Below are 13,461 nucleotides of genomic sequence, written 5' to 3'. Positions count from 1 at the left end.
TCCGGTGCATGCCGCTCCCTGCCAACCCTCAACCTCGCGAGGAGACTTACCATGCATTACCTGTTGATGTACGAGTTGGTACCCGACTATCTGGAGCGGCGCGGCGAGCACCGCGACGCGCATCTGAAACTCGCATGGGCTGCCGCCGAGCGCGGCGAACTGCTGCTGGCCGGCGCGCTCGCGGAACCCACGGACGGCGCGGTGCTGCTCTTCACCGGCGCGTCGCCTGCGGTCGCGGAGGCCTTTGCCACAGCCGATCCGTACGTGCTCTCCGGACTGGTCACGCGTTGGCGCGTGCGCGAATGGACCACGGTCGTCGGCGAGCACGCATCGAAACCAGTGCGCCCATAACGGCTTCGAAGCGACCGCGTCGCTTCTGTTACGCCTCGAACTCCGCGCATGCGCGGCGGCCGCGTGCGCGCCTCCCGTTGCCTCCATGTCACCGCGCGGGCGCGTCACAGTCCTTCGCCGACGCTCGAAACCGATGTTCACATCAACCATCAAAGCGCATAAAAATGCATGCTGGATCGGCAATTACATTTCTAAAGCCCATTCTGATCGATCATGCGGTATTGTGCTTTGCAATAGACAGATCAGATGCCGGATAAGCAGCATCTTCTGTTACGGCAATACGAGAATCGACGCAGCGAAACGGACAAGATTGTTTCTATCCGTAACACTTGTCTCAACTGTACTCATGCAAAGATTGGAATGGTATGCTTCGTGCACAAATTTTCCCATGCACGAGTGAGACCGCGTTTTGTGCTTCGTAATAGGGAAGAGCCGCACCACGTGTGGGCGGGCTGCTCCAGCGAGCCGAACGGACCAAACAAATTTGTGCAACCGAGGGTCGCACACGGGTCGTGAACGCTGAGAATCCGTGGCAGGCCCAACGCCGCGGCCAGGCCAGGCCGCGTGGAGAAAATCCAATGTTTTTCGATGAGCTAAACAACGACGAATGGGCGCTGCTTGCGCCGCTCGTCTCCGACGAGCCGGCCGTCCGTCTGAACCGGCGCGGCCGGCCGCGCGCCGAACCGCGCATCGTGACGAATGCGGTGCTGTGGATCTTGACCACCGGCGAGCCGTGGTCGAAGCTGCCGGGCCGCTATCCGTCGGGTCCCACCTGCCGCCGCCGCTTCGAAGAGTGGCAACTGAACGGCACACTGCTGGAGATGGTCCGCCTGCTGTCGCAAAGCGGGCGCACGTTCGCGTACATTCCCCAACCGGCGCCGCCCGTTACGGCCAGACCCGCGGCACCGGTTGCGCAAACCCCGAGCCCGCGCGAAGACAATAATCTGCGCGGCGTGTCTTGGAAGAGTCCCGACTCGTGGCAGGCGCCCGGCGTCGGGAGCGCGCTGAGCCAATGGCGTACGGCCGATCCGATCGGCGACATCACGCGGCAATTGTCGGGGCTTGCGCCGGCGAGCGTGGTGGCAACATCGGCGTTCGCGACGTCCGCAGTGGCGACGTCCGCGACGGCGGCGGAGATGCGCGTCGAACCGGCCGCATCCGGCACGGTCGAGCCCATCGCGGCCGACGACCCGATCTCGTCGCTGACGATGGGCCTCGCCCCGCGCGGCATGCAAGTCGCCGATTCGCGCGGTTATCTGATCTACGTGGTGGTCGAGGAAGTGCCGAATGCGATGTATCGCGGGTGGGCGGAGATCATCAGGGACGGCAAGCGCGTCGAGCGCTCCGGCCTCGTCGGCCCGCGCTTCGCGGATGCGCAGCACGCACAGCAGTTCGCGCTCGACTGGGCGCGTCAGTGGATCGATCGCGAATGCGCGACCGACGCGGCGGCCACGATGATGGTCCACGCAACGGCCGCGCCCGCGTCGGCGAACCTTGCGCAGCGGTCTGCGGACCGTTCGTTGCCAGGCCTGCGTCATGCGCCGGAACCGGCGTCGGTCAATGGCATCGCGAATCACCCGGGCAACCACGGCGCGCCGTTGCACGGGCCGCTGAAGCCATCACTGAATGCATTGCGCGGGCCGCTGCGCCGCTATCCGTCGGACACCGCGACCGCGACCGCGAGCGGGGCAAGTACGCCCACGGTGACGACCGACAGCGGCACCGCGGAGCGCTTTTCCGCAACCTACAAAGAACTCATCTCATACGTGGGATGAGCCCGCCGGTCCCCGCGGCTGCTTTGCGCCGCCGCAGGTTCCCGCTTCGTCATTGCGACCGCTCGCGCCTCATTGCCTTCCGTACGTATCGTCGAAGCGCACGATATCGTCTTCGCCGAGGTACGAACCCGACTGCACCTCGATCATTTCGAGCGGCATCTTGCCCGGGTTTTCGAGGCGATGCGTAACGCCGAGCGGAATATAGGCCGACTCGTTTTCGGACACGATAAAGCGTTCGTCGCCGCGCGTGACGAGCGCGGTGCCGCGCACGACGATCCAGTGCTCCGCGCGATGATGATGCATCTGCAGCGACAACCGCGCGCCCGGCTTCACGACGATCCGCTTGACCTGGAAGCGCTCGCCGGTGTCGACGGAATCGTAGTTGCCCCACGGCCGATGCACCTTGCGATGATTGGCCGCTTCGAGCCCGCCATCCTCGCGAATCCGGTTGACGATCTTCTTGACGTCCTGCACGCGTGACTTGTCGGCGACCAGAATCGCATCGGCGGTCTCGACGACGACGAGATCCTGCGTGCCGACGCAGGCAATCAGTCGTCCTTCCGAATGCGCGAAGGTGGAGTTCGCGCCTTCGAACATCACGCGGCCGCGGCTCACGTTCCGATCGGGGTCCTTCTCGCTGATGTCCCAGATCGCGTCCCACGAACCGACGTCGGACCAGCCGGCCGTAAGCGGCACGACCACGCCCGACGCGATGCTCTGATCGGCGCCGAGCTTTTCCATCACCGCGTAGTCGATCGAATTCGACGGCGAGCCGCTGAACGCATCGCGTTGCAGCCGGAAGAAGTCACCGTCCGCCGTGCTGCCCGCGAAGGCCGATTCGCATGCTTCGTAAATGGCCGGCTGAAAATGGCGGATCGCTTTGAGCCACGTCGATGCGCGCACGATGAAAATACCGCTGTTCCACCAGTATTCGCGTGATTCGACATAGCGCTGCGCGAGTTCCAGATGCGGCTTTTCGACGAAACGGTCGAGGCGATGCGCGACGGGGCGAGCCGCTGCTGCGGTCTGCACATCGTCAGAACCGAGCGGCGCGCCGATGCGGATATAGCCGTAGCCGGTTTCGGCACGCGTCGGCACGATTCCCATGGTGACGATATGGCCAGCGGCCGCATGCTGAACGCCCGCGGCGACCGCCGCGTGAAATCCTGCGCTGTCGGTGACCGCGTGATCGGCGGGCATCACGACCATGATGCCGTCTTCGTCCTGCGCGGCGACGGACAACGCGGCCACCGTCAACGCGGGCGCGGTGTCACGGCCCACGGGTTCGAGTATCAGCCGGCTCGGCCTGGCGCTCGTGCGCAGTTGTTCGGCCGTCGTGAAGCGCTGTTCTTCGTTGGCGACGACCACGAGCTGGCCGGCAAGCGGATAACCGGTTTCGAGCCCATCGAGACGGCGGGTCGTCGATTGCAGCAGCGACTCTTCGCCGAGCAGGCCGATCAGCTGCTTCGGATGCTGCTCGCGCGACATCGGCCACAGCCGGGTGCCCGAGCCGCCCGCGAGAATCACGGGATGAACCTTGAGCTGGACGCTGGTTGCGGTTGAGGGCATGGGCGATTGGGCGGGGGTGAGCCGGGTGCCGGCAGGCGTGACCGGGGCCGGAGCTGTCATGGTGAACTCTCCTCGAGGCTGGATGAATGCGTCGAGTTTTATCACGAAGTCGCGAATCAATAAAAGCGCGTTAAATACAATTCCGATAATAGGCGCGTCGCGTTTATTCGAAATTCAACAAAAAATGTCTCGCCGATTTATTAAAAATAAAAATTACCTGAAAAAAATCAGCAAGCATTTTTTTCGCTTAATTATGCGCAAGAATGACAGCGCGAGTGGGGCCCGAGCTTCCCGCCATGACTGTTGGCAAAGCGAAAGCTTCTATGTGAAAGCGTCCGAATGGGCTGCCCGAAACCTTCTGTGGGCCGAATTACGGCAACAATTGCCGCACAAAATGCATAAAAAATGCCGAAATTTTGACCGATACAATTTGAGATTTTTTGCGGTCTTGTCGTTGGAATTTTAATACCGCTTTATTGAGGTATGAACAAGGGTATTCACTCATTCGCATTCGGATTTTGCGGTTTGGCCATTCAGGCTCATTCAGTCCAATCGCGCCGCCAGGCAGATCGGAAATAAAAAAGCGCAACGATGAAACCCGCATGCAACACCCATTTCAACCAACCGACGGATCGCACTTGACTGACGAACAGAGGGGTGGCGCATGCTGAGCGTTCTAGCGAGAATCATCGACATCGCCATGGTCGCGCTCGCCGCGGTGCTGGCGGCGGGCGTGCACAGCGGCAGAGTGGTATGGCTCGACGATATGCAAAGCGTGTCGCTTGCGTTCGGCTGCCTGCTCGTGGTGGTGTTCTTCCCGGCGCTCGGCATCTATCAGTCGTGGCGCGGCAAGCCGCTCTACGATCTGCTGTCGCGCGTCACGGGCGGCTGGCTGATGGTCGAAGTGACCGGCGTGCTGATCAGCTTCAGCGTGCACCGCGCCGACAGCCTGTCGCGGCTGTGGCTCGTTTACTGGGCGCTCGCGTCGATCGTGCTGCTGGTCGTCACGAAGGTGATCGTCTATTCGATCCTGCGCGGGCTGCGCCGCGAAGGCTTCAATCAGCGCGCGGTCGCGATCGTCGGCGGCGCGCCGTACGGCCGCTTCCTGATCGAACAGATGCTCGGCCGTCCCGAAGCTGGCTTCAAGCCCGTGGTCGTGTTCGACGAGGACGGCACGATCAATCCTTACGAAGACCCGGACGCGGCGCACGCGGTCGCGGGCGTGCCGGTCGAGCGCGACTATCAGCGCATGATCGAACTGGTACGGCAGCGCGCGATCCGCGAGCTGTGGCTCGCGCTGCCGATCTCGAAGGAGAAGGCGATCCATCGCTTCGTGATGGATCTGCGCAACGACTTCGTAAACATCCGCTTCATCCCGGACGTCGGCAGCCTGACGCTGTTCAATCAGCCGATGGTCGAGCTGCTCGGCGTGCCCGCGATCAATCTGGCCGCCTCGCCGATCACCGATCTGCGCGTGCTGCCCAAACGCGTGTTCGACAGTGTGTTCGCGCTGGGCGCGCTGACCGCGCTCGCGCCGCTGATGCTCGCGATCGCGCTGATGGTGAAGCTCAGCTCGCCGGGGCCGGTGTTCTTCCGCCAGCGGCGCAAGGGCATCGACGGCCGCGAGTTCGAGATCTTCAAGTTCCGCTCGATGAAGGTCCACAAGGAAACGGCCGGCAAGATCACCCAGGCGACGCGGCGCGATCCACGCATCACCGCGGTCGGTGCGTTCCTGCGCCGCACCAGCCTCGACGAGCTGCCGCAGTTCATCAATGTGCTGCGCGGCGAGATGTCGGTGGTCGGTCCGCGTCCGCATGCGCTCGAACACGACGACATCTACAAGGATCTGGTGAAGGGCTACATGTACCGCTACCGGATCAAGCCGGGCATTACCGGCTGGGCGCAGATCAACGGTTATCGCGGCGAAACCGATCGCATCGAAAAGATGATGGGCCGCGTAAAGCTCGATCTGTACTACATGCAGCACTGGACCTTCTGGCTCGACATCAAGATCGTCGTGCTGACGCTGTGGAAGGGCTTCGCGGGCAGCAACGCCTATTGAACGCGGGGCGCCGGGCCGCGCCGATGCCACGCATCGCGCGAGCGCATTCCTGAATCAACTTTTTTACCGAGGTGCAATCCATGAACCTGACGATCATCGGTAGCGGCTATGTCGGCCTCGTGACCGGCGCGTGTCTGGCCGACATCGGCCACGACGTGTTCTGTCTCGACGTCGACGCGCGCAAGATCGACGTGCTCAACAACGGCGGCGTGCCGATCCACGAGCCGGGGCTGCAGGAGATCATCGCGCGCAATCGCCGCGCGAAGCGCCTGACGTTCTCCACCGACGTCGAGGCCGCGGTCGCGCACGGCGACATCCAGTTCATCGCGGTCGGCACGCCGGCCGACGAGGACGGTTCCGCCGATCTGCAATACGTGCTCGCGGCGGCGCGCAACATCGGCCGCCATATGACCGGCTTCAAGGTGATCGTCGACAAATCGACGGTGCCGGTCGGCACTGCCTCGCGCGTGCGCGAAGTGGTCGCCGCCGAACTGGCCGCGCGCGGCGTCGAGCAGATGTTCTCGGTCGTGTCGAATCCGGAGTTCCTGAAGGAGGGCGCGGCCGTCGAAGACTTCACGCGGCCCGATCGCATCGTGCTCGGCTGCGACGAGGACGTGCCCGGCGAAAAGGCGCGCGAACTGATGAAGCGCCTGTATGCGCCGTTCAACCGCAATCGCGAGCGTACGCTGTATATGGACGTGCGTTCGGCCGAATTCACCAAGTACGCAGCCAACGCAATGCTCGCGACGCGCATCTCGTACATGAACGAGCTCGCGAATCTGGCCGATCGCGTCGGCGCGGATATCGAGGCGGTGCGCCGCGGCATCGGTTCCGATCCGCGCATCGGCTATGACTTCCTCTACGCGGGTTGCGGCTATGGCGGTTCCTGTTTTCCGAAAGACGTGCAGGCGCTGATCCGCACCGCGGCCGATCACAACGCGAACCTGCGCATTCTCGAAGCCGTGGAAGCGGTCAACGATGCGCAGAAGCAGATCCTCGCGCAGAAGATCGTCGCGCGTCTCGGCGAGGATCTGTCGGACCGCACGTTCGGCGTCTGGGGTCTCGCATTCAAGCCGAACACCGACGACATGCGCGCGGCGCCGAGCCGCGAGCTGATCGCCGGGCTGCTGGGCCGCGGCGCGCGCGTGAAGGCCTACGACCCGGTCTCGATCGACGAAGCGAAGCGCGTGCTCGCGCTCGATCTGAAGGACGTGCCGCAGCAGCATGCGCGACTTTCGTTCGTGAGTGAAGAGATGGAAGCGGCGAGCGGCGTCGATGCGCTCGTGATCCTGACCGAATGGAAGGTCTTCAAGAGTCCTGATTTCGATGCGCTCAAGCGCATGCTGAAGACCCCGCTGATTTTCGATGGCCGCAATCTGTACGAGCCGGACGTGCTGCTCGAACTCGGCATCGAGTATCACGCGATCGGCCGGCGGCATGCGTTGCGCAACGCGCCGGCGCGTGTCGGCGCGAAAGGTTCGATGCAGGCGGCGGACCTCGCCGCGACGGCAGCCTCCGGCCGCTGAAGCCGCCGCGATCGCCGCGCGAGAGAGTCCGCCATGTTCGACAACGTTCTGATCGTGTGCCACGCCAACGTGTGCCGCTCGCCCGCCGCCGAGATGCTGTTCAAGGCGAGCCAGGCGCGCGCGCCGCGCTCGGGGGCCGCACCTATCGCGTTTCATTCGGCGGGCATTCGTGCGGTGAACGGCCACGCCATGGACCCGGTGATGCGGCGCCTGCTCGAAGAGCGCGGCGTCGCGGCCGGCGTTCACCACGCGCGGCGCCTCGAGCGCTCGCTCGTGCGCGCGGCCGATCTCGTGCTGGTGACCGAGCGCGCGCAGGTGAGCGAGGTCGAAGCGCTCGATCCGTCCGCGCGCGGCAAGGTCTATCCGCTCGGCAAGTGGGAAGCCGATTCGGACGTCGCCGATCCGCACGGCGGCGCGGAAGACGAATACAGGGAGAGTCTCGTGCTCATCGAACATCTGGTCATGGGATGGCTGAAAAAAATATGCTGAAGAAACCCCGCATCGAAAACTCATTCGCGAGCTTGCGCACGAAGCTCGCCGCCTCACTTCTGCTGACGTCCTTTCTGTCGGCCTGCGCGACCGCACCGGGCAATTACCTCGACACGTCGCGGCTCAAGGACAACGATCAGGCGCCGAGCGAAACCTATCCGGTCCATCTGATCGACGCGAACCTGATCATGGCGCAGGCGCAAGCCGCCGCCGCGAAAACCCAGCCGTTGCCGCCGTCGGCGCTGTCCGATCCTTCGCTGTACGTGTACCACCTCGCGCCGCAGGACATTCTCGGCATCACCGTGTGGGATCACCCCGAGCTGACCACGCCGCAGGGCAGTACCTTGTCCTCGGGCGGCAATACCACGCAGACGATCGCGGGTGCGTTGCAGCAGCCGTATACGGCCGCGCTGCCGGGCCAGGCCGATCCGTACGGCCAGACCATCGCCGCCGACGGCACGATCTTTTTCCCGTTCGTCGGCCGCATCCAGGCCGCGGGCAAGACCACGACCGAGCTGCGCGATCAGCTCGCCGCGCGCCTCGTGCCATATATCCGCAATCCGCAGGTCGACGTGCGCGTGCTGTCGTATCGCGGCAAGAAGGTGCAGGTCACGGGCGAAGTGAAGCAGCCGGGACCGCTCGCGGTCAGCGACGTGCCGCTGACGCTGGTCGACGCAATCACGCGCTCGGGCGGCACGAACCCGGACGCCGACATCCAGCGCGTGCGACTCACGCGCAACCACAAGCTCTATGTGCTCAATGCCGATCGCATGCTCGATCAGGGCGATACCACGCAGGACGTGATGCTGCAGAACGGCGACGTGGTCAACGTGCCGGACCGCACCGACAGCCGCATCTTCGTGATGGGCGAAGTGAAGACGCCGATCCAGGTGCCGATCGCGCGCGGCCGCATGACGATCGCCGACGCGCTCACGCAAGGGGGCGGCATCCTCAACACCGACGCCAATCCGCGCCAGATCTACGTGATGCGCGGCATGCGCGAGCATCCGACCACGCCCGAGGTGTTCCGCCTCGACATGACGCAGCCGGATTCGATCATGCTGTCCTCGCAGTTCCAGTTGCAGCCGCTCGACGTCGTGTACGTGGGCACCGCCGCGTCGACCACGTTCAACCGTGTGTTGCAGCAGGTGCTGCCGAGCGTGCAGACGCTGTTCTATCTGAAGCAACTGACGCGCTGAACGTTTGGGCTGTAACGTCCCGCGCCGCTGTTGTCCGGGCGGTGCGGGACGCGCAACGAAAGCAGCAGTACCGCTGACGCGAAAGCCGAAGCCAACGACACGGGATGGAACAGTGAGCAATCAACTCTCTCCACACATGGCTGGTCCAATCAAGACCGAAGAAGAAGACGTCGTCCTCGGACAACTGGTGCAGGTGATCCTCGACGACATCTGGTGGCTGCTCGCGATCACCGCGATCATCGTCGCGATGGCGGTCGCGTACTGCTACCTCGCCAGGCCGACTTATTCGGCCGATGCGCACGTGCGCGTCGAGCAGTCCGACAGCATGTCGCAGGCGCTCACGCAAACGCAGACCGGCGCCGCGATCACCAGCGGCTCGACGTCGCTGCCGACCGACGCCGAGATCGAAATCATCAAGAGCCGTGGGGTGGTCGCGCCGGTCGTGCAGCAGCTGAAGCTGAACTTCAGCGTTACGCCGAAGACGATCCCGCTGCTCGGCAGCATCGCCGCGCGCCTCGCGACGCCGGGCCAGCCCGCGCGCGCGTGGCTGGGGCTCACGTCCTACGCATGGGGCGGAGAAAAAGTCGACGTCGATTCGATCGACGTGACGCCGTCGCTCGAAGGCGAGAAGCTGCTGCTGCGCGTGATCGACGCGCAGCACTATGAACTGTTCGCGCCGAACGGCTCGCTGCTGCTGCGCGGCCAGGTCGGGCAGCAGGCGCAGGGCGGGGGCGTGACGATGGTCGTCAACACGCTGGTCGCGCGCCCCGGGCAGGAGTTCACCATCGTGCGCTCGAACGATCTCGATGCGATCACCGCGTTCCAGTCGTCGATCACGGTGCAGGAGCAGGGCAAGCAGACCGGCGTGATCCAGATCTCGCTGGAGGACAAGAGCCCCGAGCATGCGGCGCTCGTCGCCAATGCGCTCGCGCAGTCGTATCTGCGCGAGCACGTGTCGAACAAGCAGGCCGACGCGAGCAAGATGCTCGACTTCCTGAAGAGCGAGGAGCCGCGCCTGAAGGCCGATCTCGAACGCGCCGAGGCCGCGCTGACCGCCTATCAACGTCAGTCCGGCTCGATCAACGCGAGCGACGAGGCGAAGGTCTACCTCGAAGGCAGCGTGCAATACGAGCAGCAGATCGCCGCGTTGCGTCTGCAGATGACGCAGCTCGCCGAGCGGTACGGCGACGACCATCCGACGCTCGTCGCGGCGCGTCAGCAGATGGCCGAATTGCAGGCGGAGCGCACCAAATACGCGGACCGTTTCCGCAATCTGCCGGCCACCGAAGTGAAGGCCGTGCAGTTGCAGCGCGACGCGAAGGTCGCTGAAGACATCTACGTGCTGCTGCTCAATCGCGTGCAGGAGCTGTCGGTGCAGAAGGCGGGCACCGGCGGCAACGTCCATATCGTCGACGCCGCGCTGCGCCCCGGGGCGCCGGTCAAGCCGAAGAAGATGCTGATCATCTCGGCGGCCGTGATTCTCGGGCTGATCGCGGGCACCGGTTTCGTGTTCCTGCGCCGCAATCTGTTCAAGGGCATCGACGACCCCGATCACGTCGAGCGCGCGTTCCATCTGCCGGTGTTCGGCCTCGTGCCGCAAAGCGCCGAGCAGGTGCAGCTCGAAAACAGCTATGCACGGGGCGGCGAACGGCTGCGTCCGGTGCTTGCGAACGCGCGGCCGAAGGACGTGACGATCGAAAGTCTCCGCAGCCTGCGCACCGCGATGCAGTTCACGCTGATGGACGCGCGCAACCGCATCGTCATGCTGACGGGGCCGATGGCCGGCGTCGGCAAGAGCTTCCTCAGCGTGAACCTGGCGATGCTGCTCGCACATTCGGGCAAGCGCGTGTTGCTGATCGACGGCGACATGCGGCGCGGCACGCTCGAACGTCAGATCGGCGGTCTGCCGGAGAACGGCCTGTCCGAGTTGCTGAGCGGCCAGATCTCGCTGGAGGAGGCGATTCGCGGTTCGAGCATCGAAGGCCTGAGCTTCATTTCGTGCGGCCGCCGTCCGCCGAATCCGTCCGAGCTGCTGATGTCGCCGCGTCTGCCGCAGTATCTCGACGGCCTCGCGAAGCGCTACGACGTGATCCTGATCGACACGCCGCCGGTGCTCGCGGTGACCGATGCGTCGATCATCGGCGCGTATGCGGGCTCGACGTTCTTCGTGATGCGCTCGGGCATGCACAGCGAGCTCGAGCTGGCCGATGCGCTGAAACGCCTGCGCTCGGCGGGCGTCCACGTGCAGGGCGGCATCTTCAACGGCATGCCGGCGCGCACGCGGGGCGGCTACGACCGCGGCTACGCGGCGACTCAGGCATACCTGAGCACGTGACGCGGACTCCGCAGCCCAGCACCGACTTCTGCACGACAGGAACAGAGGACATCACGATGAAACTGACGGTACTGGTACCGACTTATCGCCGCCCGGCCGATCTGGCGCGCTGCCTCGCGGCGCTCGAACGGCAATCGCGCGCGCCCGACGAAGTGATCGTGGTCGCGCGCGTCGACGACGACGCGACGCATGCGTGCCTGCGCGATCCGTCCACGGGCGGCCGCCTGCCGCTCGTGATCGCGCCGGTGGACATACCCGGCCAGGTCGCGGCACTGAATCGCGGGCTCGACGCCGCGAGCGGCGACGTGATCGCGATCACCGACGACGACGCCGCGCCGCGCCGCGACTGGGTCGAGCGCATCGCGGCCGCGTTCGAAGCCGATGCGCGCCTCGGCGCGCTGGGCGGGCGCGACTGGGTGCACGAAAAAGGCCGCGTGCTCGACGGCGAGCGGCCGCTGGTCGGCAAGGTGACCGCGCACGGCAAGATCATCGGCAATCATCATCTGGGTGTCGGTGCGGCGCGCGAGGTCGACATCCTGAAGGGCGCCAACATGAGCTACCGGCGCGAAGCGGTGCGCACGATCCGCTTCGACGCGCGTCTGCGAGGCGCGGGCGCGCAGGTGCACAACGACATGGCGTTCAGCCTCGCGGTGAAAAACGCGGGCTGGAAGCTCGTGTACGACCCGCAGATCGCGGTCGATCATTTCCCGGCCGAGCGTTTCGACGACGACAAACGCGACGCGCAGACGATGGCCGCGCTGCGCAACGCCGCGTTCAACTTCCATCTGATCCTGCGCGACCAGTTGCCGCCGCTGCGCCGGGAAGCCGCGTGGTGGTGGTGGACGCTGGTCGGCACACGGCTTTATCCGGGCCTCACCCATGCGGCGCTCGCTCTGCTGTCGAAGCAGGCGCAGTTGAGGCTGTCGCGCTGGCGCGAGGTTCGCGCAGGCGCCCATGAGGCGCGGCGCGCGCTGTCGAAGAGCGGAGTGTCCGCATGAGCACGAAGGTTCACGTTCATCTCTTTTACGGCGCCGATCCGCGTTTTTATCGCAAGGGCGACGATATCGGCTGCCTGTACGGTTATCACCATGCGCAGTCCGAAGCGTTCGCGCTGACTTATTCGCAGGACGCGCGCGAAAGCCGGCCCGTGCGGCTCGTACGGCGCGCGCTGAAGGCCGCGCTCGGCTTCGATTTCATCCATACGTGGCGCAATCGGGCGGAGATGCTGCGCTCGGACGTGATCTGGACGCATACCGAGCAGGAATGGCTGTCCGCCGCGCTGATGCTGCGGCTGTGCGGGCGCAAGGCAGGGCCGGGCGCGTCGCCGCTGCTGCTCGCGCAAAGCGTGTGGCTGCTCGACAAGTGGCCGTCGTACGGCATCGTGCGCAGCTGGTTGTATCGCAAGCTGATGACGCGGGCGGATCGGCTGACCACGCTCGCGAGCGAAAACGCCGGGTTGTGCCGGGACTATTTTCATCGCGACGCGACGCCGCTGCTGTACGGCCTGAACACGCGGGACTTTCCGGTCACCCCGCCGACGCACTGGACGCCGCGCACGCCGCTGCGCATCGCGGCGATCGGCAACGATCGCGACCGCGACTGGGAGACGCTGATCAAGGCGTTCGGCAGCGATCCGCGCTACACGGTGAAGCTCGCGACGCGGCGGCGCATTCCCGCGTCGCTGCGCGCGTCGAATGTCGAGATCGCGCTGTTTTCCGGCATCAAAAAGCAGCACGAGCTGTACGACTGGGCCGACGTGATCGTCGTGCCGCTGCGGCCGAACTCGCACGCGTCGGGTATCACGGTGATGCTCGAAGCGGCGGCGGTCGGCAAGCCGATGGTCGCGACCGACGTCGGCGCGCTGCGCGACTATTTCCCCGCCGACGAAGCCGCCTACGTGCCGCCGTTCAATCCAGAGGCGCTGCGCGCCGCGGTCGACCGCCTCGCCGCGGAGCCCACCGAAGCGCTGCGCCAGGCGCAGGCAGCCGCGGCCGGTCTGCTCGCGCGCGATCTGACCACCCAGCACTACGCGATGCAGCACGTGCGGATCACGCGCGAGATGCTGAGCGCGCGCGGGCAGGCGAGCGCGCACGCCGGCGCGGCCACGCATGCGCAGCCCGCCGCACCCGCGCGCGAATCGCGCGGAGGCCTATAA

Annotated in this window: 11 protein-coding genes; 10 read left to right on the top strand and 1 reads right to left on the bottom strand. The window is 65.2% G+C overall.

Annotation, left to right across the window (positions count from 1 at the left end; translation table 11 throughout):
• Positions 1-51: 51 nt before the first annotated feature.
• The gene (locus OKW45_RS22930) at positions 52-351 is read left to right on the top strand and encodes a YciI-like protein (RefSeq protein ID WP_018418036.1); all 300 of its coding nucleotides are present in this window, start codon (positions 52-54) and stop codon (positions 349-351) included.
• A 578-nt stretch (positions 352-929) separates the two neighbouring features.
• Positions 930-2,126, top strand: coding sequence for a DUF6566 family protein (locus OKW45_RS22925; RefSeq protein ID WP_429471324.1), 1,197 nt, complete (start codon positions 930-932; stop codon positions 2,124-2,126).
• Between the two features lie 69 nt (positions 2,127-2,195).
• Here the strand turns inward: OKW45_RS22925 and OKW45_RS22920 are convergent, their stop codons facing one another.
• On the bottom strand, positions 2,196-3,755 hold the full coding sequence (locus OKW45_RS22920) for a mannose-1-phosphate guanylyltransferase/mannose-6-phosphate isomerase (RefSeq protein WP_429471322.1): 1,560 nt from the start codon (positions 3,753-3,755) through the stop codon (positions 2,196-2,198).
• Between OKW45_RS22920 and OKW45_RS22915 the strand changes: the two genes are divergently transcribed.
• The 8 genes from OKW45_RS22915 (at position 3,664) to OKW45_RS22880 (ending at position 13,461) form a co-directional block, all read left to right on the top strand.
• A complete protein-coding gene (locus OKW45_RS22915) occupies positions 3,664-4,161 on the top strand; it encodes a hypothetical protein (RefSeq protein ID WP_429473410.1) in 498 nt (165 codons plus the stop codon). The genes OKW45_RS22920 and OKW45_RS22915 overlap by 92 nt on opposite strands.
• Before the next feature lie 198 nt (positions 4,162-4,359).
• Positions 4,360-5,757 carry an undecaprenyl-phosphate glucose phosphotransferase gene (locus OKW45_RS22910; protein WP_429471320.1) on the top strand — a complete coding sequence of 466 codons (1,398 nt, stop codon included), beginning with the start codon at positions 4,360-4,362 and terminating at the stop codon, positions 5,755-5,757.
• A gap of 80 nt (positions 5,758-5,837) precedes the next feature.
• Positions 5,838-7,283, top strand: a complete 1,446-nt coding sequence (locus tag OKW45_RS22905) for a UDP-glucose dehydrogenase family protein (RefSeq protein ID WP_184003582.1) — start codon at positions 5,838-5,840, stop codon at positions 7,281-7,283.
• A gap of 33 nt (positions 7,284-7,316) precedes the next feature.
• The gene (locus OKW45_RS22900; RefSeq protein ID WP_429471317.1) at positions 7,317-7,772 is read left to right on the top strand and encodes an arsenate reductase/protein-tyrosine-phosphatase family protein; all 456 of its coding nucleotides are present in this window, start codon (positions 7,317-7,319) and stop codon (positions 7,770-7,772) included.
• Positions 7,766-8,971, top strand: a complete 1,206-nt coding sequence (locus tag OKW45_RS22895; RefSeq protein ID WP_429471315.1) for a polysaccharide biosynthesis/export family protein — start codon at positions 7,766-7,768, stop codon at positions 8,969-8,971. Before OKW45_RS22900 ends, OKW45_RS22895 begins: the two co-directional genes overlap by 7 nt.
• Positions 8,972-9,107: 136 nt before the next feature.
• Positions 9,108-11,306, top strand: a complete 2,199-nt coding sequence (locus OKW45_RS22890; protein ID WP_429473346.1) for a polysaccharide biosynthesis tyrosine autokinase — start codon at positions 9,108-9,110, stop codon at positions 11,304-11,306.
• Between the two features lie 56 nt (positions 11,307-11,362).
• Positions 11,363-12,304 carry a glycosyltransferase family 2 protein gene (locus OKW45_RS22885; protein ID WP_429471313.1) on the top strand — a complete coding sequence of 314 codons (942 nt, stop codon included), beginning with the start codon at positions 11,363-11,365 and terminating at the stop codon, positions 12,302-12,304.
• A complete protein-coding gene (locus OKW45_RS22880; protein ID WP_429471311.1) occupies positions 12,301-13,461 on the top strand; it encodes a glycosyltransferase family 4 protein in 1,161 nt (386 codons plus the stop codon). The genes OKW45_RS22885 and OKW45_RS22880 overlap by 4 nt, the downstream gene beginning before the upstream one ends.

Origin of the sequence: Paraburkholderia lebeckiae, assembly GCF_050436225.1 — a bacterium.
GTDB classification, from domain to species: Bacteria; Pseudomonadota; Gammaproteobacteria; order Burkholderiales; family Burkholderiaceae; genus Paraburkholderia; species Paraburkholderia tuberum.
This window is presented reverse-complemented; position numbering and strand designations above follow the sequence as displayed.